General features: G+C 67.7%; 22 protein-coding genes. 12 read left to right on the forward strand and 10 right to left on the reverse strand.

The annotated features are described in order from the left end of the window. The 8 genes from AC1DOM_RS02815 to AC1DOM_RS02850 all read left to right on the forward strand — a co-directional run bounded on the left by AC1DOM_RS02815 (position 1) and on the right by AC1DOM_RS02850 (position 7,060). Complete coding sequence (locus tag AC1DOM_RS02815) at positions 1–1,194, forward strand: NnrS family protein (protein WP_498959994.1); 1,194 nt, start codon at positions 1–3, stop codon at positions 1,192–1,194. Then, on the forward strand, positions 1,194–1,595 hold the full coding sequence (locus AC1DOM_RS02820; protein ID WP_498959996.1) for a SirB2 family protein: 402 nt from the start codon (positions 1,194–1,196) through the stop codon (positions 1,593–1,595). The genes AC1DOM_RS02815 and AC1DOM_RS02820 overlap by 1 nt, the downstream gene beginning before the upstream one ends. Then, positions 1,583–2,638 carry a PLP-dependent cysteine synthase family protein gene (locus tag AC1DOM_RS02825; RefSeq protein ID WP_498959998.1) on the forward strand — a complete coding sequence of 352 codons (1,056 nt, stop codon included), beginning with the start codon at positions 1,583–1,585 and terminating at the stop codon, positions 2,636–2,638. Before AC1DOM_RS02820 ends, AC1DOM_RS02825 begins: the two co-directional genes overlap by 13 nt. A gap of 119 nt (positions 2,639–2,757) precedes the next feature. Then, positions 2,758–4,257 (forward strand): copper-containing nitrite reductase, encoded by a 1,500-nt coding sequence (gene nirK, locus AC1DOM_RS02830; protein WP_498960000.1) that lies wholly within the window; start codon positions 2,758–2,760, stop codon positions 4,255–4,257. Position 4,258: 1 nt separating this feature from the next. Beyond that, positions 4,259–5,047 carry a formylglycine-generating enzyme family protein gene (locus tag AC1DOM_RS02835; protein ID WP_498960002.1) on the forward strand — a complete coding sequence of 263 codons (789 nt, stop codon included), beginning with the start codon at positions 4,259–4,261 and terminating at the stop codon, positions 5,045–5,047. Next, positions 5,044–5,619 carry an SCO family protein gene (locus tag AC1DOM_RS02840; RefSeq protein WP_498960003.1) on the forward strand — a complete coding sequence of 192 codons (576 nt, stop codon included), beginning with the start codon at positions 5,044–5,046 and terminating at the stop codon, positions 5,617–5,619. The genes AC1DOM_RS02835 and AC1DOM_RS02840 overlap by 4 nt, the downstream gene beginning before the upstream one ends. A 43-nt stretch (positions 5,620–5,662) precedes the next feature. Beyond that, positions 5,663–6,391 carry an oxygen-binding di-iron domain-containing protein gene (locus AC1DOM_RS02845; protein ID WP_498960005.1) on the forward strand — a complete coding sequence of 243 codons (729 nt, stop codon included), beginning with the start codon at positions 5,663–5,665 and terminating at the stop codon, positions 6,389–6,391. 3 nt (positions 6,392–6,394) lie between these two features. Next, positions 6,395–7,060, forward strand: coding sequence for an SDR family oxidoreductase (locus AC1DOM_RS02850; RefSeq protein ID WP_498960007.1), 666 nt, complete (start codon positions 6,395–6,397; stop codon positions 7,058–7,060). On the opposite strand, the gene AC1DOM_RS02855 is transcribed toward AC1DOM_RS02850, so the two are convergent. Further along, complete coding sequence (locus AC1DOM_RS02855; protein ID WP_498960009.1) at positions 7,061–7,990, reverse strand: YihY/virulence factor BrkB family protein; 930 nt, start codon at positions 7,988–7,990, stop codon at positions 7,061–7,063. A gap of 146 nt (positions 7,991–8,136) precedes the next feature. On the opposite strand from AC1DOM_RS02855, the gene katG reads away from it, so the two are divergent. The 3 genes from katG to AC1DOM_RS02870 all read left to right on the forward strand — a co-directional run bounded on the left by katG (position 8,137) and on the right by AC1DOM_RS02870 (position 11,473). Next, entirely contained in the window at positions 8,137–10,305 is a 2,169-nt protein-coding gene (katG, locus tag AC1DOM_RS02860; RefSeq protein ID WP_498960011.1) for a catalase/peroxidase HPI, read from the forward strand. A gap of 128 nt (positions 10,306–10,433) precedes the next feature. Then, positions 10,434–11,045, forward strand: a complete 612-nt coding sequence (locus AC1DOM_RS02865; RefSeq protein WP_498960013.1) for a TetR/AcrR family transcriptional regulator — start codon at positions 10,434–10,436, stop codon at positions 11,043–11,045. Continuing rightward, on the forward strand, positions 11,042–11,473 hold the full coding sequence (locus AC1DOM_RS02870; RefSeq protein WP_498960015.1) for a GFA family protein: 432 nt from the start codon (positions 11,042–11,044) through the stop codon (positions 11,471–11,473). The genes AC1DOM_RS02865 and AC1DOM_RS02870 overlap by 4 nt, the downstream gene beginning before the upstream one ends. Positions 11,474–11,486: 13 nt before the next feature. Here the strand turns inward: AC1DOM_RS02870 and AC1DOM_RS02875 are convergent, their stop codons facing one another. Beyond that, positions 11,487–12,299, reverse strand: coding sequence for an alpha/beta fold hydrolase (locus AC1DOM_RS02875; protein ID WP_498960017.1), 813 nt, complete (start codon positions 12,297–12,299; stop codon positions 11,487–11,489). 149 nt (positions 12,300–12,448) lie between these two features. Between AC1DOM_RS02875 and msrB the strand changes: the two genes are divergently transcribed. Then, positions 12,449–12,898: a peptide-methionine (R)-S-oxide reductase MsrB gene (msrB, locus tag AC1DOM_RS02880; protein WP_498960018.1), complete on the forward strand. Its 450-nt coding sequence runs from the start codon at positions 12,449–12,451 to the stop codon at positions 12,896–12,898. Between the two features lies 1 nt (position 12,899). Here msrB and AC1DOM_RS02885 read toward each other — a convergent pair whose 3' ends face one another. From AC1DOM_RS02885 to AC1DOM_RS02920, 8 genes are read right to left on the reverse strand one after another with little or no spacing between them, the layout of a single operon-like run. Beyond that, positions 12,900–13,970 (reverse strand): HDOD domain-containing protein, encoded by a 1,071-nt coding sequence (locus AC1DOM_RS02885; RefSeq protein ID WP_498960020.1) that lies wholly within the window; start codon positions 13,968–13,970, stop codon positions 12,900–12,902. Between the two features lie 13 nt (positions 13,971–13,983). Further along, complete coding sequence (locus AC1DOM_RS02890; RefSeq protein ID WP_498960022.1) at positions 13,984–15,873, reverse strand: histidine kinase; 1,890 nt, start codon at positions 15,871–15,873, stop codon at positions 13,984–13,986. Between the two features lie 36 nt (positions 15,874–15,909). Then, positions 15,910–17,085 carry a methyl-accepting chemotaxis protein gene (locus AC1DOM_RS02895; RefSeq protein ID WP_498960024.1) on the reverse strand — a complete coding sequence of 392 codons (1,176 nt, stop codon included), beginning with the start codon at positions 17,083–17,085 and terminating at the stop codon, positions 15,910–15,912. 58 nt (positions 17,086–17,143) lie between these two features. Then, positions 17,144–18,199, reverse strand: coding sequence for a protein-glutamate methylesterase/protein-glutamine glutaminase (locus tag AC1DOM_RS02900; RefSeq protein ID WP_498960026.1), 1,056 nt, complete (start codon positions 18,197–18,199; stop codon positions 17,144–17,146). 1 nt (position 18,200) lies between these two features. Then, positions 18,201–18,797: a chemoreceptor glutamine deamidase CheD gene (gene cheD, locus AC1DOM_RS02905; RefSeq protein WP_498960028.1), complete on the reverse strand. Its 597-nt coding sequence runs from the start codon at positions 18,795–18,797 to the stop codon at positions 18,201–18,203. Then, the gene (locus AC1DOM_RS02910; RefSeq protein WP_498960030.1) at positions 18,784–19,182 is read right to left on the reverse strand and encodes a hypothetical protein; all 399 of its coding nucleotides are present in this window, start codon (positions 19,180–19,182) and stop codon (positions 18,784–18,786) included. Before AC1DOM_RS02910 ends, cheD begins: the two co-directional genes overlap by 14 nt. Before the next feature lie 47 nt (positions 19,183–19,229). After that, positions 19,230–20,111: a CheR family methyltransferase gene (locus tag AC1DOM_RS02915; RefSeq protein ID WP_498960032.1), complete on the reverse strand. Its 882-nt coding sequence runs from the start codon at positions 20,109–20,111 to the stop codon at positions 19,230–19,232. Next, entirely contained in the window at positions 20,104–21,429 is a 1,326-nt protein-coding gene (locus AC1DOM_RS02920; RefSeq protein ID WP_498960034.1) for a sensor domain-containing diguanylate cyclase, read from the reverse strand. The genes AC1DOM_RS02915 and AC1DOM_RS02920 overlap by 8 nt, the downstream gene beginning before the upstream one ends. Between the last annotated feature and the right edge of the window lies 1 nt (position 21,430).

Raw genomic sequence — 21,430 nt, forward strand, 5'->3', positions numbered from 1 at the left:
ATGCACCTGGTCAAGGCCCCGCATCGTTTGATGTTCTTCATCGGTGCGGGGAACGTGTTGCTGGCGATGGCGTGGTGGTCGGCGTGGCTGGTCTCGACGCGTTGGCCCGACGTGCTGCATCTGGCGCAGCCCGCGCAGTACGCGGGATGGCTGCACGCGACCGTCATGCAGTACCAGGTGTTGGCGAGTTTCGTGTTCGGTTTCCTGCTGACCGTGTTTCCGCGATGGATGGGATTGCCCGAATTGCCGCGCGTGCGCTACGTGCCCGTCGGAATCGGCTTGTTCGGCGGGCAGATCGCGACCTTGCTCGGCGCGCTCGGTTGGGCGCCGGGCATTGCGGTGGGGACTGCGCTGACCGTCGCGGGTTGGAGTTGGGGTGTCGGCGTCCTCGCGTGGCTCGTGGTCAGTGAGCGTGGCACCACCTGGCATGCGCGCGCGTGCCTTTCTGCCTTGATCCTCGGGTGCATCGGTGTGTACGGATGGGCATGGTTCGTCGCCGGCGGATCGCCGTCTTGGGCCTTCGCCAGCATCAAGCTCGGCACCTTCGGTTTCCTGCTGCCGATGTACCTCACCGTCGCGCATCGCATGTTTCCGTTCTTTGCGTCCAACGTCGTGAAGGGCTACGTGCCGTGGCGTCCGCTGTGGTTGCTCGCGACGGCGCTTGCGTTGTGCGTCGTGCATCTGGCGCTGGAACTGGTGCATGGGTATGCGTGGTTGTGGATCGCCGATGTGCCGTTGTTCGTCCTCGCCCTCGTGATGCTTTGGCGCTGGTGGCCGCGCGGTGCAAAGCCGGGTCTGCTCACGGTGTTGTTCATCGGCCTGGGATGGCTCCCGGTGACTTTCGCGCTGTATGTCGCGCAAAGCCTGGCCTACCTGGGCACCGGCAATTACCTGCTCGGTCGCGCGCCGGCGCACGCCTTGTTCGTCGGATTCTTCGGCAGCGTGCTGGTGGCGATGGTCACGCGGGTCACGCAGGGACATTCGGGCCGCCCCTTGGTGATGCCGCCGGTCGCGTGGTTCGCGTTCGCCGCGATTCAATGCGTCGCGCTCCTGCGCGTGGGCGCGGAACTCGCGACCGATTCCCTACGATGGCAGTCCATCGCCGCGATCGGTTGGCTTGTTGCACTCTCGCCATGGGTGCTGCGTCTGGGCCGCATTTATCTCGCGCCGCGCATCGATGGGAAAGCCGGCTGATGCTCGACTTCTACGCACAGATCAAGCTCTTCCACATCTTCGTCGCGCTGCTCAGCGGAAGCCTGTTCGCGTTGCGCGGCACCTTCGCGCTGGCCGGCGCACGTTGGCCGCACGCGGCACCGGTGCGCTGGACGAGTTACGCGATCGACACCGCGCTGCTTACCGCCGCACTGATGTTGCTCACGATCCTGCCCGGCGCGGTGTTCGCCAACGGCTGGCTCGCCGTGAAGCTGGCCTTGCTAGTCGGTTACGTCGCGCTGGGCGTGCATGCGTTGCGGCGCGCGAAGACGCAGCGCGGGCGCGTGATCTCTTTCCTCGGTGCGCTCGTGTTGTTCGCGTGCATCTACGCCACGGCGCGTTCGCACGACCCCGCCGGGCTGCTGCGCTGGTGGCTGGCGTGATCGTCGCCGGGCGCCACTGGATTCGCGACGCGGTCGCACAGTTGCGGCGCGAAGCGAACCGTTGCGCGGAGACGCAGCTGCTGCGGCTGGATCTGCCCGACTATCCCGGCATTCGGTTCTACTTCAAGGACGAGTCCGCGCATCCGACCGGCAGCCTCAAGCATCGCCTCGCGCGTTCGCTGTTCCTGTACGCGCTTTGCAACGGACGGCTGCGCGAAGGGCAGGGCGTCGTCGATGCCTCCTCCGGCAGCACGGCGATCTCCGAAGCCTGGTTCGCGCGCATGCTCGGGCTGCCCTTCGTCGCGGTGATGCCCGCGCGCACCGCGCCGCGCAAGATCGCCGAAGTGCATGCATTGGGCGGCACGTGCGACCTCGTCGACGATCCCACGCAGGTGCACGCGCGCGCGGCGTGGCATGCGCGCAACGGCGCGTGCCACCTCGACCAGTTCGGGCTCGCCGAACGCGCGACCGACTGGCGCGGCAACAACAACATCGCACAATCGCTGCTGCGCCAAATGGCATCGGCGTCCGACCCGGAGCCGGCGTGGATCGTCTGCGGTGCCGGCACCGGCGGGACGTCGGCGACCATCGGCCGCTATCTGCGCTACCAGGGATTGTCGACGCGACTGTGCGTCGCCGAACCGACGGGCGGCGCGTTCGCCGGAGGCTGGCGCACGCGGGATCCCGACGCGCGCGCAACGCAATCCACGGTGATCGAAGGCATCGGGCGGCCGCGCGTGGAACCGGGCTTCCTGTTCGATGTCGTGGAGGATGTCGTCGAAGTCGACGACGCGGATTCGATCGCCTGCGCGTGGTGGCTCCATGCGTGGCTCGGCCGCTGGTTCGGAGGCTCATCGGGAACCAACCTGGCGGCGTGCCTGTGCATCGCCGACACGATGCGCGCCCGCGGCCAGCGCGGCAGCATCGTCACGCTGTTGTGCGATCGCGGCGAACGTTACGCGCAGACATTGTTCGATCCGGCTTGGCTGCACGCCCGGGGCCTTTCGACCGGTGCGCTCGCACTGCCGGCGACGCCAGCCTGAGCCGTTCGTCGGTGGCCGTCCACAGCGCCGGTCGGAGTTGATCTAAATCAGCAACCGGCGCTTCGCGCGCCGCCATGCTGGTTGCAACGGGCATCCGCTCCGCTTCGGAGATACCTGCAATGACCCTCCGTCACTGGTTGATCGTCCTCGCCTGCGCTTGCGCGCTCGCTGGGTGCCGCGGCAACGAAACCGCGCCCGTCGCGAAAAGCGACGACACCGGCGGCTCGCTGAAAGGCGACTTGGGGCCGCCGCAAGGGCCGGACATCAAAGCGGTCGTAACCCAACCGCCGATGGTGCCGCCGCCCACCGGGCGCAAGGTACCCGCGCGCGTGATCGTCGAACTGGAAGTCATCGAAAAACAGATGCCGATCTCCGAAGGCGTGACCTATACCTTCTGGACCTTCGGCGGCACCGTGCCCGGCAACTTCATCCGCGTGCGCCAGGGCGACACGGTGGTGTTCCACCTGCACAACCGCGCCGACAGCAAGATGCCGCACAACATCGACCTGCACGGCGTCACCGGGCCGGGCGGCGGCGCTGCATCCAGCTTCACCGCGCCGGGCCATGTCTCGCGCTTCACCTTCAAGGCGCTCAATTCGGGTCTGTTCGTCTATCACTGCGCGACCGCACCGGTCGGCATGCACGTGGCCAACGGCATGTACGGTTTGATCCTCGTCGAGCCGCCGGAAGGATTGCCGCCGGTGGATCGCGAGTACTACGTCATGCAGGGCGATTTCTACACCGAAGGCCGCTATCGCGAGAAAGGCCTGCAGGCCTTCGACATGCAGAAGGCGATCGACGAACACCCGACCTACGTGCTGTTCAACGGCATGGAGGGCGCGCTCACCGGCGACAAGGCGCTCAAGGCCAACACGGGAGAAACCGTGCGCCTGTTCGTGGGCAACGGTGGACCGAACCTGGTGTCGAGCTTCCACGTCATCGGCGAGATCTTCGACAAGGTGTGGTTCGAAGGCGGCACGCGCTTCCAGGAAAACGTGCAGACCACGCTGATTCCCTCGGGCGGCGCGGCGATCATGGATTTCCACGTCGAAGTGCCTGGCAGCTACATGCTGGTCGACCACTCGATCTTCCGCGCGTTCAACAAGGGCGCGATCGCCGTCCTCAAGGCCGAAGGCCCCGAGCGCAAGGACATCTATTCGGGCAAGGAAGTCGACGCGGTGTACCTCGGCGACCGCGCGCAACCGAGCCTCGCGGCGGTGGACAAGGCCACCGAAGCAGCGAGCGCGGGTGATCTGACCGTCGAGGACCAGGTCAAGGCGGGCCAGGCCTTGTTCGCCGGCACGTGCTCCACGTGCCACCAGGGCGAAGGGCAGGGCTTGCCGGGTGTGTTCCCGCCGCTGGCGAAATCCGATTACATCGCCGCCGATCCCAAGCGCGTGCCGCAGATCATGCTGCACGGCCTGGTCGGCAAGGTCACGGTCAACGGGCGCGAATACGACTCCAACATGCCGCCGATGAGCCAGTTGAACGACGACGAAGTGGCGAACATCGCCACGTACGTGCTCAACAGCTGGGGCAATCCCGGTGGCCGCGTCACGAAGGAGGAAGCGGCGAAGGTCCGCGCGACCCCGACTGCCAACGCTTCCGAAGGACATTGAGATGCGTGCTGTCGCCGCCGGCGTCGTCCTGTTGTGCGCCGTCCTCGCCGGCGGCGCGATGGCGGGCGCGGCGACAACGCGTTACGCCGGATTGCCCGGCGGCAAGTTCAAGTCGGCGTTGCGCTACGACGATGCGAAGGGCAAGCCTGTACGCATCGCGCCGTTCGCGCTGATGCGCACGCCGGTCACCAATGCGCAATTCCTCGCATTCGTGCAGGCGCACCCGGAGTGGCGGCGCGACCGCGTCGCCGGCGTGTTCGCCGAGCAGCGCTACCTGATGCATTGGGCCGCGCCCACGCAGTTGGGTGCGCAAGCGCACGCGGACCAACCGGTCATCTGGGTGAGCTGGTTCGCCGCCGATGCGTATTGCCAGTCGGTCGGCGCACGTTTGCCGACCTGGAACGAATGGGAGTACGCGGCCGCCGCCGACGAACGCCATCGCGATGCGCGCGCCGATCCCGCATGGCGCGAGCGCATCCTGGGTTGGTACTCGCGTCCGTCGGACACGGCGCTGCCACGCGCGGGCCTGCAAGCGCCGAATGCCTACGGCGTGCAGGACCTCCACGGCCTGGTGTGGGAATGGACCGAGGATTACGCCTCCCTGCTGGTGAGCGCGGACAATCGCAGCCAGGGCGATGCGGACAAGCAGAAATTCTGTGGCGCAGGCGCGCTGTCGACGGACGACCGCGACAACTATGCCGTGCTGATGCGCGTGGCGATGCTCTCGTCGCTCCAGGCGCGCGATGCGACGGCCAACCTCGGATTCCGATGTGCCAGGAGTGGGCCATGACGATGTTCCGCGCCACGACGATGGCAATCGTGCTGCTGCTTGCAGCCTTGCCGTCGCAGGCGGCCAAGCCCCTCCCGTTGCCGCGGGATTCTGTTTACCAACTCACGCTGCCGCTGACCGATGCGCAGGGCCGCACGCAGGATTGGCGCCACCTGCAGGGCAAGCCGCGACTGGTGGCGATGTTCTACACCTCGTGCCCGTACATGTGCCCGTTGATCGTGGAGTCGGCCAAGGCCGTCGAACATGCGCTCCCCGCCGACAAGCGCGGCGGCATCGGCATCGTGCTCATCAGCATCGATCCTGCCAGGGATACGCCCGAAGCCCTGCGCGCGATGGCCATCAAGCGCCACGTCGACACCGACCGATGGACGCTCGCCGCGCCGGCGCCGGGCGACGTGCGCAATGTCGCGGGCGTGCTCGGCGTGCAATACCGCGCGCTGGCCGACGGCAATTTCAATCACACCAGCGCGCTGATCCTGATCGACGCGAAGGGACGCATCGTCTCGCGCACCGAACGCATGGGCGCATCGCCGGATCCGGAATTCCTCGCCGCGGTGAAGGCGCAGCTCTAGCTGCACCGCGCCGCGCTTCGCCCTTCGATCCAGGAGGCCGCAGATGTCCGTCACCAACCCGCAGACCGGCACCAACGTCCACGAAATCGCCGAACGCATCTATCGCATCAGCACGCCGATCGACTTGCCGGACGGCACGGCGTTTTCGTTCAACCAATACCTGATCGACGACGACGAGCCGCTGCTGTTCCATGCCGGCTTGCGGCAGTTGTTCCCGTTCGTGCTGGAAGGGGTAGAGAGCGTGATGCCGGTGACGCGGCTGCGGCACGTGGCCTTCTCGCACGTCGAAGCCGACGAATGCGGCGCGCTCAACGATTGGCTCGCCGTCGCGCCGCATGCGGCGCCGCTGTGCGGGACGATCGCGGCGATGGTGTCGATCAACGATCTCGCCGATCGCCCGCCCCGCGCACTCGCCGATGGCGAAGCGGTGTCGCTCGGCCAACACACCGTGCGCTGGATCGATGCCGCGCACCTGCCACACGGATGGGAATGCGGCTTCATGATGGAAGAACGCACGCGCACGATGTTGTCCGGCGATTTGTTCACGCAACCCGGACGCGGGTTGCCTGCGCTCACCGACGCCGACATCCTCGGGCCGAGCGAAGCCTTCCGCAAGGCGATGGATTATTTCTCGCACAGCAAGAATGCAGGCGAATTGCTGGAGAAACTCGCGCGTCACGATCCGACAACGCTCGCTTGCATGCACGGTAGTGCGTGGCGTGGAGATGGCGCATCATTGCTGCGGGCGCTCGCGGGCGAACTGGTGCGTTGAATCATGAGCAAGACAGTCCTTGTGACAGGGGCCAATCGCGGCATCGGCTTGTCGCTGGCTCGACAATTCGCGGCGCGCGGCGATCGCGTGATCGGCGTTTGCCGGAAGACGAGTGATGCGCTGCAGGCCACGGGCGCCCGCGTGGAAGCGGGCGTGGATGTCACCGACGAGGCGGCCGTGCAGGCGCTGGCGCAACGCCTGCGCGACGAACGCATCGACATCCTCGTCGCCAATGCCGGCATCCTGGAGCGCGATTCGCTGGATCCCCTCGACATCGGGGCGATCCGCCGGCAGTTCGAAGTCAACGCGCTCGGCCCGCTGATCGTGGTGCGCGCATTGCGCGACAGCCTCACCAGCGGCGCGAAGGTCGGGCTCATGACCAGCCGCATGGGCTCGATGGAAGACAACACGTCGGGCGGCTACTACGGCTATCGCGCCTCGAAGGCGGCGCTGAATGCGATCGGAAAATCGCTGTCGCTGGACCTGGCGGCGCGCGGCGTGTCTGTCGTGCTGCTGCATCCGGGGTATGTCGCGACCGACATGGTCGGCGGCAGTGGCGACGTCACGCCCGACGAGGCCGCCAAACAGTTGATCGCGCGCATCGATGCGTTGACGCCCGAACGTTCGGGGACGTTCCAGCATGCCAACGGGTCGGCCATTCCCTGGTGATCATTTCGCGCGGATCTTCGCCTTCGGCTTGGAGCGCTCGTCGAGCACGGCCGTGACCAACGCACCGACGAACACGATCACCGCCGCGTAGTAGATCCAGACCAGCGCGAGCACCAGCGTGCCCATCGAACCGTAGGCCACGCCCGGCGAGGCGGTCTGCAAATACCACGCGATCGCCGCACGGCCGAGCACGAACAACAGCGCGGTGATCGCGCCGCCCTGCAGGGCGCGTCGCCATCCGACATTGCGATCGGGCAGGTACTGGTACATCAGCGCGAAGCCGATCGCGTAGACCAGCCACGCGGCCACGCTCGCCAGCAGCGGCAGCATCCAGTCGAAGCGCCCGAACACGACCTGCAGGATCGTGGTGATCGTCATCGAGACGAGCAGCAAAAACCCCAGCCCGAACACGAGCCCGAGCGAGAACACGCGCTTGCGCAGCCACGCCTTCACGCCCTCCAGGTGCGCCGCTTCGGTGCGGAAGATGCGGTTGAGCGCGTCCTGCAATTGCGCGAACACAGCAGTTGCGCCGACGAACAGCAGCGCCAGGCTCCACCAACCCGCGATCGAGCCCGTGTCGGGCCGCGCCTTCGCGTTCGCGATGATCGTGCGCCCCACGCCCTCGGCCTCCGCGCCCGCGAGCAGCGCCACCTGTCCCATCACCGCGTCCTGCGCGCCCGGCAGCAGGGCGGACACCAGCCACACCAGCAACAACATCAGCGGCGCGAGCGACAGCAACGCGTAGAGCGCAAGCGCCGCCGATTGCGTCATCAGGTCGGCATCGACGAAGCGCCGGAACAGCGCGCCGGCAAAGCTGCCCTCCGCGCGTCGGACGAAAGCCGACACGGTGGGCTTGAGTTTCGACCGGCCGCTCTGCTCGCGCGGCGCCGTGGATTGGGTTGGGTCGAGTTTCTTCGCGAGCTTGGCCATGCGCCCAGCAGGCCAGCCCGCGTGTGAAGACCGTGGCGATTCAACGCGGCTATCGCCTTCATTCGAACGTTCGATTATCCCGATGGCGAGCGCAGGACTAACTTCTTCCTGTTGACCCGCCACCGGCCATGCCAAGGAGCTTGCCCATGAACGAGATGTCGAAGTGCCCCGTGATGGCCCACCGCAAGACGCGGAACAACTCGCACTGGTGGCCCGATCAGTTGAATCTCGACGTGCTGCACCAGCACGCGGGGCTGGGCGATCCGATGCTGGAGGACTTCAATTATCGCGCCGAGTTCAAGACGCTCGACCTGGATGCGGTGACCAGGGATCTCACCGACCTGATGACCGACTCGCAGGATTGGTGGCCCGCCGACTGGGGCCATTACGGTGGATTCTTCATCCGCATGGCGTGGCACGCGGCGGGCACGTATCGCATCTTCGACGGGCGCGGCGGTGCGCGCTCGGGCGAACAACGTTTCGCGCCGCTCAACAGCTGGCCGGACAACGGCAACCTCGACAAGGCGCGTCGCCTGTTGTGGCCGATCAAGCAGAAGTACGGACGCAAGTTGTCGTGGGCCGACTTGATGATCCTGGCGGGCAACGTGGCCATCCAATCGATGGGTGGACCCATCTTCGGTTTCGGCGGCGGCCGCGAGGATGTGTGGGAACCGCAGCCGATCGACTGGGGCCCCGAATCCACCTGGCTCGGCGACGAGCGGTATAGCGGCGAGCGCGAACTCGCCAATCCCTTCGGCGCAGTGCAGATGGGCCTGATCTACGTGAACCCGCAAGGGCCCAACGGCAATCCCGATCCGGTCGCCTCCGGCCGCGACATCCGCGAAACCTTCGCGCGCATGGCGATGAACGATTACGAGACCGTCGCGCTCGTCGCCGGCGGACACACCTTCGGCAAGTGCCACGGCGCGGGCCCCGACCACCACGTCGGCACCGAACCGGAAGGCGCGAACATCGAAGAACTCGGACTGGGCTGGAAGAGCACGTACGAAAGCGGCATCGCCGAACACGCGATCACCAGCGGCCTGGAGGGCGCGTGGACCGCGACGCCGACGAAGTGGGACATGAGCTACTTCGAGACCCTGTTCGGCAACGAATGGGAATTGACGAAGAGCCCCGCCGGCGCGCACCAGTGGAAACCGAAGGGCGATGCGAGCCGCAACGTCCCCGACGCGCACATCAAGGGCAAATTGAACCAGCCGATGATGACGACCGCGGATCTCGCGCTGCGCTTCGATCCGGCGTACGAAAAGATTTCGCGGCACTTCCTCGCCAATCCGGCGGAGTTCGCCGATGCCTTCGCGCGTGCGTGGTTCAAGCTCACGCATCGCGACATGGGCCCGAAGGTGCGTTACCTGGGCAAGCTCGTGCCGAAGGAAGACCTGATCTGGCAGGACCCGGTGCCGGCGGTCGATCATCCGCTGATCGGCGATGCCGACATCGCGGCGCTCAAGCAGCAGATCCTCGGTTCGGGTCTGTCGATCCCGCAGTTGGTGAAAGCGGCATGGGCGTCCGCGTCGACGTTCCGCGGCTCGGATTTGCGCGGCGGCGCCAACGGCGCGCGCGTGCGCCTGGAACCGCAGAAGAACTTCGAAGCGAACGAGCCGGCCGAACTCGAGAAAGTGTTGTCGCAACTCGAATCGATCCGTAGCGGCTTCGGCAAGAAGGTTTCGCTCGCCGACATGATCGTGCTGGGCGGCGCGGCCGCGGTGGAGGCCGCGGCGAAGAAGGCCGGTCACAACATCACCGTGCCTTTCAAGCCCGGACGCACCGATGCGACGCCCGAGCAGACCGATACGGATTCCTTCCTCGTGCTCGAACCGGCGCTCGATGGTTTCCGCAACTACGTGCGCACGGGTGCCGAGAAACTCGCCGCGGTCGCACTGATCGATCGTGCGAGCCTGCTCACGCTCACCGCACCGGAAATGACGGCGCTCGTCGGCGGCATGCGCGCGCTGGGCGCGAACACCGGCAACACGCGGCACGGCGTGTTCACCGATCGCCCGGGCACGCTCACGACGGATTTCTTCCACAACCTGCTCGACATGCGTACGGCGTGGAAGGCCTCGGAAAACGAACCGGGCGTCTTCGAAGGCCGCGACCGCAAGACCGACGCGGTGAAGTGGACCGCGACGATGGCGGACCTGATCTTCGGCTCCAACGCGCAGCTGCGTGCGTTGGCCGAGGTGTACGCCGCCAGCGACGGCGAAAAGCATTTCGTCAGCGACTTCGTCAACGCCTGGACGAAAGTGATGGAACTCGACCGTTTCGACCTGCGCTACCGCGAAGCCGCGTGATCGCTCTTCCCCCTCCCCTGCGAAGGCAGGGGAGGGCCGGGGAGGGGTTGCGTCTGGGCACACGCAACTTCCATACCCACACACCCCCTCACTTGCCCTACCTACCAACTGGTAGGCAAATAGGGCCCATGCCCGAAACACGCGCCCGACTGCTGGCCGAAGCGGAAATCCTCCTCCGCACGCGGGGCTACGCGGCTTTCAGTTACGCCGACCTGGCCGATCGCATCGCGATCCGCAAGGCCAGCATCCACCACCACTTCCCGACCAAGGAAGCGCTGTTGGCGGCCCTGGTCGATGAATACCTCGCGCGCTTCATCGCCACGCTAGCGACCCTGGCTGCGACGCAAACCGACGTGCGTGATCGCCTGCGCGCCTATGCGCGCCTGTTCTTCGACGGCATCGAACAAGGCTTGCTGCCGCTGTGCGGTGCGCTGTCGGCCGAACGCAACGCGCTGCCCGACGGCATGCGGCCCGTGGTCGCGCGCTTCTTCCAATTGCACCTGGATTGGCTGGTCGAACAGATCGACGACGGCATCGCATCGGGCGACATCGCGCCGCAGGTCAACGCGAACGACGCCGCGCACTTGCTGCTAGGCGCACTCGAAGGCGGGAGCTTCGTTGCATGGGCGCTGGACGACCCGGCGACGATGCTGCGCGCATTCGAGGCGGCGATGCAGACCCTCGCACCACAACGCACCGCGCCGGCGACACGGCGCCCTTCCCCCAGGAGATCGTCATGAGCAACACGTATCGCGGCACCTGTTTCTGCGGCGCGGTCGAAGTCGAAACCACCGGCGCGCCCGTGGGCATGGGCTATTGCCACTGCAATTCCTGCCGCAGTTGGTCCGCCGCGCCGGTCAATGCCTTCACGCTGTGGCAGCCCGATGCGGTGCGCGTGACGAAGGGCCAGGAGTTCCTCGGCCATTACAGCAAGACGCCGCTGAGCGATCGCCACTACTGCACGCAGTGCGGCGGGCACCTGTACAACGCGCACGCGCCGCTGAAGCTGATCGATGTGTTCGCGGCGACCTTGCCGACGCTGAAATTCGAACCGGGCGTCCACGTCAACTACGCCGAGACCGTCCTCCCGATGAAGGACGGCCTGCCGAAGTTGAAGGATTTCCCGAAGGAGCTCGGCGGAAGCGGGGTCGCGATCGACGAGATCTAGCGATCGACGAGATCTAGCGCTGGCTCAGCGCCGTCAAGCCGGGCGTGTTCACCGAGTGCACCGCATCTTCGATCACGTCCGCGACGTCGTAGGCACGCGACAGCATCGGCACGTGGCCCGACAGCAGCGACACGGTGTGCGCCTGGATCTTCGCGGCCATCGCGCGCTGCGCGTCGGGATCGAGCATGCGGTCGGTTTCGGCCACGATGTACCAGCTCGGCTTGGACGTCCAGGCGGCCACGCCGACCTTTTCGTCGTAGTTGGCGGCGCGCACCGGCGCCTGCGTCGCGGCGATGCGCAGGCCGTCGCGCTGCGGGACGTCCTGCACGAAATCGGTGAGGATCGTCTGCGGCGCCAGCGTGAGGTAACCGTCCGCGCTGGCGACGGGGTGTTCGAGGCCCGGCGCGGTCGGGAAGGCCTTGATGTCCTCGCGCGACGACGTCCCCGCCGACGGTGCGAACGCGGCGACATACACCAGCGCCTTCACCTTTGCGTTGGCGCCCGCCTCGGTGATGACGGTGCCGCCCCACGAATGGCCCACGAGCACGACCGGCCCGGTCTGCGCGTTGATCACGCGACGGGCGACGTCGACGTCGTCTTCCAGGGAGGTCAGCGGATTCTCGACGGCGATCGCCTTGATGCCGCGGGACTCGAGCACGCGGATGACCTTCTGCCACGAATCGGCGTCGACGAAGGCGCCATGGACGAGGACGACGGTCGGTGCGTCGGCGGGCGGCGGCGGTGGCGCCTTGGTCTTGTGCCCGGCGAATGCGGATGTGCTCGCGAGGAGCAAAGCGGCAGCGAGCAGGGAATGGATGAGCTTCACGGAACGGCCTGCGGAATGACGGTGTCGCCCCAGATGTCGGGCGCATCGCCGGTGCGGCAATCGACGCGCGCGCAATTGAGCGTTCCGGATGCGCGTTCGGTTACGGGGATATGCTTCTGGCCCGCGCGCCGCCGCACAGGAGTCTGCCGATGAGCGAGTACCGCAAGACCGCCGATGCGGTCGCCAAGCTGACGCCGCAGCAGTTCGCCGTCACCCAGGAAGGCGCCACCGAGCGCCCGGGCACCGGCGAATACCTGGACAACCACGCGCCGGGCATCTACGTCGACATCGTGTCCGGCGAACCGCTGTTCGCCTCATCGGCCAAGTACGAATCCCGTTGCGGCTGGCCCAGCTTCACCAAGCCGATCGCACCGGCGAACATCCAGGAAATCCGCGACACCTCGTACGGCATGGTTCGCACCGAAGTGCGTTCGGCCAACGGCGACAGTCACCTGGGCCACGTCTTCGACGATGGCCCGCGCGACCAGGGCGGGCTGCGCTATTGCATCAATTCGGCCGCGCTGCGTTTCATCCCGCGCGAGGAGATGGAAGCGGCCGGTTACGGCGCGTTTCTCGACCAGGTGGAAGACCTGCCCTGACTCACGCCGCCTGCGCCAGGCCTTCGGCCATGCTGCGCCAGCGCGGCAATTGGTCGAGGTGGCCGACCTTGCGCAGGTAATCGGTATCGGGCTGCGTGCCGTTGACCAGCGCGGCGGCGACGTGCACCGCACCGGCGACCCAGAAGCCGCGGATGCGCGACGGGTTGGTGTGGAACGCGACCGCTTCGACGATCGGCGCGGGCAAGCCCCACAGGCCGAGCAGGTAGGCGCCCGCGGCATTGTGCGGAACAGCCACGCCGTTGGCGTCGACGCGCGAGGCCGCCGGCAACAACAGGCCGACTTCGGCAAGCAGGCCCGCCGTGGCCGCCATTTCGGCGCTGGTGGCGTCGAGCATCTGGCCGGCCAGGCGCGAGATGCGCAGCGCGCGATCACGCACGCCCATCGCTTCGGCGGAGCTGGTGCCGACGAAGAACACTTCGCTCGCCAACACCAGTTGGCGCAACACGTTCTGGCCCAGGCGCGTGACCGCCGTGCGCAGGTCGGTGATCTCGCGCCCGGTGGAAAAGTACGCGGAGTTGGTCATGCGCAAGACCTGCGCGGCGACCGCCGGATCGGTGCCGATGGAATCGGCGATGCGCGCGGCGCTGACATTCGGATCGCGCAGCAGGCGCGTGAGCGCCAGGTATTGGTTGGGCGCGGCGGGCAGCGAACCGACGCGGCCGATTGCCTGCTTCAACGCAGGATCCGCGAGCAGCGCACGCAATTCCATCGCGCTTTCGACCGCGTCGATCAGCGCCAGCCCGTCCAGCGGCTCGGGCAGCACGCGATGCGCCATTTCCAGGGCGTGCATGGGTTGCGGTCCGTCGCTCGAGCGCGTCAGCAGGATCCGCATCGTCTCCGGATGCCGCGTGCGCAACTGCCCGAGCAGGGCGATGCCGCTGCAATCGCCGACTTCTTCGGCGCATGCGATCACGTCGGGCACCCGGTCGCCGGACAGGGCGGTGTCGGCGTTGCGCGCCCACTCCAGCGTCCAGTCCAGGCCGTTGTCGTCGAGTTCCCGCTTCACCTGCGCGATGTGCGCATCGTTGTCGCTCACGACCAGAATCAGCACTGCTCTCTCTCCGTCAATCGCGGTCTTCCCTGCGATAGCGGCCGGTCGGCAGCGGCTCTTGAGCGCCGTGTTCACGAAGTGGGACGTGGTTCGCGTATTCCATCGGCAACACCGCGTGCACGCGCGTGCCCTGGCCGGCGGCCGTCTGCATCAGGAGCATGCCGCCGACCTGGTGTGCGCGCTCGCGCATCGTGAGTTGTCCGAGCCCGGCGCCGTCGGCGGGGTCGAAGCCGCGGCCATCGTCCACGACGTCCAGCCGCAGCGCCTGGCCCTCGTCCACGGGCGCGAGCGACAGCGACACCACATTCGCCCCCGAGTGGCGGACGATGTTGGTCAGCGCTTCCTGCGCGATGCGGAAACAGGCCAGCTCGACATCGGGCGACGGCCGGCGCGGAAGCGGGGTCATGTTGACGACCAACTGCGGCTTGCCCGATCGGAACAAGGTCTCGGCCTGCCAGCGCAACGCGGTCTCCAGGCCGAGCGTGTCCAGTTGCGGCGGACGCAACAGGATCGAGAGGTTGCGCAGCTTGGCGATGGTCTGGTCGGTGGTGGCGATGATGTCGGCGAGGATCTCGTCGCTGCGCACCTTGCCCTGGCCGTCGGCGTCGTCTTCGTTGAGCAACGACATCGCGCCCAGCTTGATCGCGGTGATCGCCTGGCCGATGTCGTCGTGAAGTTCGCGCGAGAGCGTGCGCCGCTCGTCTTCCTGCACGTGCAGCAGGCGACGCGCCATGCGTTCGAGTTCCTCGCGCAGGTGGCTTTGTTCCTGCAGGCCGTGATTGACCTTTTCGTAGGCGTCGTGGCACCGGATGGAAAACTGGTTCATCGCTTCGGCCAGCGGTGCCAGTTCGCTCGGCAGCGCGACGAAGGATTCCGGCGAGGGCGGGCGGTCCAGCGCGAAGGTCTGGATGTGGTCGAGCAGGTCGAACACGCTGCGGCGCATCCGCCGCATCTGCAGCCAGACCACCGCCAGCACGCCGCACAGCACCAGGGCGAGCAGACCGAGCATCAGCAGGGCGCTGTGGCGCAGTTCGCCGGCGATCGCGCGCTCGGGTACGAGCACCACGAGCGACCAACCCGACCCGAGCGGCGCCTTCACGGCGCACGCGTCGCTGCCGTCGCGCAGGATGCCCGCGACGGTTTCCATCTCCCCGCGCGTCGGCAGCGCGCGGATCTGGTTGCTCGCGGGCGTGCCGCGCAGTGCGTCGCCCGAGCGCCACGCCAACCCGGGCGTGGCGCGCACCACCGCGCCGGCGCCGTCGAGCAGGAGCATCTCGAAGCCGCGCGTCTGCGCGGGATCGCGGAACAAGGGGAGGCTGTCGGCGCGGACCACGCCCGCGACGACGCCGGCGAAACCCTGCCTGGAATCCATCGGTGCAAGGAGGGTGACCAGCGCGGGCGCGTCCGATGTGCGCCCGCGGTGCAATTCGGACACGAAGGGACGCCGTGTCATCCGCGCGCGGTCGATGTCGCCGCGCGACACATCGGCGCTCGCATCGGCGCGCGCAGGCCACGTCGCCACCACGCGCGATCGCGCGTCGAATGCCGCGAGGCGTTCGAAGGCAGGGTAGGCGCGATGCACGCGTTCCATCTCGCGCGTCCACGCGACACCGTCGCCCAGGTCCGCGTCCTGCGATCGCTGCTCGGCGAGCAGTTGCAGCGCGGCGCGATGCATTTGCAGGAACGTGTCGAGATCGCGCGCGGTCATGTCGGCGGCCACCGCCAACTGCGTTTCGAAATGCGCGCGGGCCGTGTTGCGACCCTGCCACAACAACAGGGCGGCGATCGCGAGGACCGGCAAGCCCACCGCCAACAACAGCAGGCGGGCAAAATCGCGCATCAGCGTCCAGCCCGGCTTGGACGCGGGCAAGGTGTTCGCGGGCTGTGGGGAGGCTGCGGACATCCGCACACGCTACGCGCGCGTGCCGATTTGAACAACTCAGAACAATTCGACGCTTCCGGCATCCATCGACTGTTGCATCACCGGCTTGTGCGGCGGGCGTTCCCAGTCGCCGCGCATGTGCGCGATGCGCTGGCCGAGCTGGCCCAGCGCGGCGTGCAACTCGACGCCGGCCTGGCCGCCGCCGCGATGCAGGAGTTCCTGCAGTGCGGAGGCTTCGCGGTTGATCTCGCTCAGGCGATCGAGGTGGACGTTCACGGCGGTCAACGCCTGCGTGGCGATGTCCTCGAATTGCAGCGAACGCACCGCTTCGGCCACCGAGGTGTCGATCGAGCGGCTGCACTCGGCGATCTCGCGCATGCCGTTGCCAAGGCCGCGATTGATCTCGTCCACGCGCTCGAGCATCGAGGCCGCTTCACCGCGCGCCACGCGGGAGCGATCCAGGTCGCGCGAGGCCATCTGGCTGACGGTGTCGCGGACGCGCGAGATCGCATCCTTCGAGCTGTGCGCGAGCTTGCGGATCTGTTCGTTGAAGGCGGTCGAACGTTCGGAGAGGTTGCGCACTTCGTCGGCCACCACCGCGAAACCGCGGCCGGCCTCGCCTGCGCGCGCCGCTTCGATGGCGGCGTTGAGCGCGAGCAGGTTGGTCTGGTCGGCGATCGACTTCACGTCTTCCAGCAACGAAAAGATGCCGTCCAGATGATCGGCCATCGCGTCGATGTGGGTGACCGTGGTGCTGCTCTGGCCGCTCACCGCTTCCAGCGCCTCGACCAGTTGTTCCATCTGCTGGCTGGCGTGCACGGCGAAGCGGTGCACGTCCGCGCCGCCGCTGTTGTCGCCGGCGCGGCGGTCGATGATGCGCGAGACCACTTCGTTCTGCTGGCGCGACTGGCGGTTGACCGCCTCGAAGCTGCCGCCGAGCTTGGCGACCGATTCGCGGATCAGTTCGCGTGCGCGTTCGATCTCGGTGCGCGAGCCCTGGACTTCGCCGTTGATGAAGGTGCGCAGTTCGCCCAGCAGGCGGTTCTGCTCACCGAGTGCGGCGCCCGACAGCGCGGGGCGCAACAGGGTCCAGGCGTGCACCAGCCACGCCAGCGACATGGCGACCAACGCGCCCCAGCGCATCGGCGCCGGCCAACCCATGACCTCGGCGCAGAACAGGGTGACGGTCAGCGCCAGCGGCGCCGCGATGCGGATCAATACGCGGGATTCCATCGTCGATCTCATAAGGGTTGCAGGTTCAATTCCGATAACGGCCGGCGGCGCGCGTGCTTTAGGTGTTTTCGCCGATCGCGAGCAGGCGACTTGCGACTTGCGACAGCGGCAGGACCTCATTGGCCGCGTTCAGGTGCACGGCGGCGCCGGGCATGCCCCACACCACGCTGGTCTCGCGATCCTGCGCGCAGGTGAAGGCGCCGGCCTGCCGCATGCGCAGCAGGCCGCGCGCGCCGTCGTCGCCCATGCCGGTCAGCAGCGCGGCGCGCGCGTTGGCACCGGCGTGCGCGGCGACCGATTCGAACAGCACGTCGACGCTGGGGCGATGCCCGCGCACGGGGCTCTCGTCGTCCAATCGTGCGCGCCAACGCGCACCGCTGCGCACCACGCGCAGATGACGACCGCCCGGCGCGACGTAGGCGTGGCCTACCAACAGCGGCTGGTCCTGGGTCGCTTCGACCACGGTCATGCGACTGTGGCGATCCAGGCGCTCGGCGAACGGGCCGCTGAAGGCCGCCGGGATGTGTTGCGCGATCACCGTGGCCGGCGCATCGGCGGGCATTTGCGCCAGCACTTCGCGGATGGCCTCGGTGCCGCCGGCCGACGCGCCGATCGCGAGCAGGCGGTCGGTGGTGCGGTAACCCAACGGACCGTCATGCACGGGCGCGCCGCTCGGTGCATCGAGCAGCCGCGTGACCCGCGCATGCGCCGCCGCCTTCACCTTCGCGATGAGCAACGCGCTGAAATCCACCAGGCCGCGCGCGACGTCGAGCTGCGGTTTGGCGATGAAATCCACCGCGCCCAGGCCGAGTGCATCGAGCGTGACTTGCGCGCCGGCAGCAGTGAGCGTGGACACCATCACCACCGGCATCGGGCGCAGGCGCATGAGGTTGCGCAGGAACGTGAGCCCATCCATGCGCGGCATTTCGACGTCGAGTGTCAGCACGTCGGGCGAAAGTTGCTTGATCCGTTCGCGCGCGATGTAGGGATCGGCCGCGGTACCGACGACCTCGATGCCGGGATCGGCCGCCAGCACTTCGGTCATCACCTTGCGGATGAGCGCGGAGTCGTCGACCACGAGCACGCGAATCGGTTTGCCGGGCGTCGCCGCCATGTCAGAACAACTCCACGCTGCCGCTGGCCGGCGCGCGCGCGAGGCGACCGTACAGGGCGCGCTCGACATCGACGACATCCTCGCGCGTCGCCGGCAGGCGCTTGACCAGGGTTCGCCCGCTCTGCGGGAAAAACCCGACCTTGCGCGCATGGATGTCGCCGAGGTCCTGCGCGCGCACCGGGATGTTTTCCGCGGCCAGGTATTCGAGCACGAAGCGCGCATTGCGCGTGCCGATCGGATCGGAATGGAAACCGCTGAGCACGTTGCCGCCGCCGAACACCTTCGCCTGGAGGCGATTGCGTCGCGCGCCGCGCTTGAGCAGATCGTTGATCAACAACTCCATCGCGTGCGCGCCGTAACGCGCGCTGCCGTCGTTGTCGCCGCCGCCGGGCAACATGAAGTGGTTCATGCCGCCGACACCGATCGCGGCGTCGTACAGGCACGCGGCCACGCAGGAGCCGAGCAAGGTCACCAGTGCCACGGGTGCGTCGGTGGCGCGGTACTCGGCGGGCAGCAGGCGGATCGCGTCGGTCTGCAGCGCGGTATCGAAATAGGCCCCGGGCACGGGCGCCGGCGCGCGTGCTTCAGCCGGGCGCATGCGGATGCGCGTCCTTCATCACGCGCAGGCTGATGCGTGTGGGCGCCAATCCTTCGGCGGCGCGCAGGTCGATCAGGAGGACTTCGTCGTCGCGCTGGAACTGCATCAACGCCGTGCGCGGATCGCCGGCGCGTTCGTCGAGCAGCAGGTAGCCGCGACGTTGCAGCGCATCGAGGTAGTAGGCGCGCGCGGTTTCCAATGCGCCTTCGTAGTAGTAGTGCCGACCGTCGGCGTTTTCGACCATCAGGTGCGCGGACTCCGGCACCGGCACCGATGCGGCCAGTTGCGGTTCGTGTTGCCGGACGACAGCCACCGACACCCCGAAGGCGCCCTGCGACTGCCCGGCCACCGCGCCGGTCGCGGCGAGTGTTGCGATCAACAACATCGTGGACGCACACGCGACACGGCGCGCGTCAGGCGATGCAACGGATTTCATCGGCCGGCCCTCGGGTTCGTGGCCCGGTAGGTCGTGCGCCCGCAGGGCGTGACCAGGTCCAGGGCGTGCTGGAAACTCTCGGAATGACCCGCGTACAACCGGCCTTCGGCCGCGAGCAGCGGCGCGAGGCGTTGCAGCACGCGGTACTGCGTGGGCTTGTCGAAATAGATCATCACGTTGCGGCAGAAGATCGCCGCGAACCCGCCGCGCAATCCGTACTCGGCTGCGAGCAGGTTGAGCGGGCGGAATTCGACCAGCGCCTGCAATTCGGGACGCACGCGGCACAGGCCCGCGTTGGGCCCGCTCCCGCGCTGGAACCAGCGTTGCTTGCGCCGCGCGTCGATGCCTTCGATGCGTTCGAGTGGATACACGCCACGCATCGCGGTTTCGAGCACGCCGGTGTCGATGTCGGTGGCCAGGATCCGCACCGGCGGCGTGGACGTACCGAAGGCTTCGCACGCGGTGATCGCCAGCGAATAGGGTTCCTCACCGGTGGACGCGGCGCAGCACCAGATCGACAGGGGCGCATCGCGCCGGCCGCCGGCCGCATGCGCCGCGCGCAACTGCTCGGCCAAGGCGGGGAAGTGGTAGTCCTCGCGGAAGAACGAGGTGAGGTTGGTGGTCAGCGCATTGACGAAATCCTGCGCTTCGGCGTCGGGATTGGCCTCGACCAGGTCCAGGTAATCGCTGAAATCGGTGAGCGCGCGCGCACGGACGCGGCGCACGAGCCGTCCGTAGGCCATGTCGCGCTTGTGCGGTTGCAACTGGATGCCGGCGTAGGCGTGGATCATCCGGCAGACGCGGCGGAAATCGCGGTCGTCGAACGTGAGCGTGCGTTCGTCGGGAGCGCCGGCGCGCGCGAGCGATGCATCAGCCATCGATCGCCTCCCCGGAGGCATGCGGCGCCAGCCAGCGATCGAACGCCGCCGCCGGCAACGCACGCGCATACAGAAACCCTTGCGCCTGGTCGCAGCCGATGTCGCGCAGGAGCTCGGCTTGCGCCTGCGTCTCGACGCCCTTGGCGGCCACGCCGAGTTCGAATTTGCGCGCCAGCTGCGCGATGGCGCGCACGTCGCCGTCGTTGTCGAACCCGTCGCGAAGCAGGGCGTGATCGATCTTGATCCGGTCGATCGGCAAGCGGTGCAGCAATGCGAGCGAAGAAAGGCCCGTGCCGAAGTCTTCCAGCGACACGCGCACGCCGCGTTCGCGCAATCGCGCGATTCGACGCTCCGCGAGGCCGTCATTGCGCAGGGCGATGTGGCCGGCCAGTTCCAGTTCGAGTTGCGCGGGCGCAAGGCCGGTGCGCGACAGCGCGCCTTCGACCTCGTCGAGCAGGTGGCCATCGTGGAATTGCGCGGGAAACAGGTTGACGCCGACGGACAGGCGACGACCGGCAACGTGCGGCCACGCCGCGGCGTCGCGGCACGCGCTCTGGAGGATCCAGCGTCCGATCTTCGGCGCGAACGCGCTGTGCGCGAGCGCGTCGATGAAGGCGCCCGGTGCGAGCAGGCCGCGTTCGGGATGTCGCCAGCGCAGTAGCGCTTCGGCACCGGTGGGTGCGCCGGTCGCCAGGTCGACCTGCGGCTGGTAATGCAGTTCGAACTCGTCGTCGCGGCATGCGCGTCGCAGATCGAGGTCGAGCCTGCGCCGTTCAATGTCCTCGACGGTGGCGCGCGCGGGATCGAATCCTGCGTGCGCGGTATCGACGCGATCGAACATGCGCGCCGTCATGCGCGCCAGGTGTTGCAGGATCTCGCGCTGTTCGGGCGTGAGCAGTGCACGGGGTCGCCTGTCGGCCACGACCAGCAGGCCGCGTCGCGCGCCGCGCGCATCCAGCAGCGGGATGCCGCAGATGAAACGCACGCCGTGCGTGCAGATCGCCGGATCGTCGCAGAAGCGCGGATCGACCGCGGCATCGTGCGACACCAGCAGCGGCGTGGCGGACGCCTTCATCGCCCTGCCGACCACCTGCGCGTGCTGCGGCGGCACGATGCCGTAGCCGACCTGCGCGACCGATCGGAAGCGGTCGGCTTCCGCCATCGCGACCAGGCCCAGCGGTGCATCGAGCACATGCAGTGCGAGGGCGAGCAGGTCGTCGAAGCCTTCAGCCTGCCGACCGGCGCGTGCGGAAGCGCTGGTCGGCGACCAGCTCTCCCTGTCGTCGGCGGCATGCGATACGGCGAGATGCAGGGACACG

Source organism: Lysobacter sp. P5_B12, from assembly GCF_056400425.1.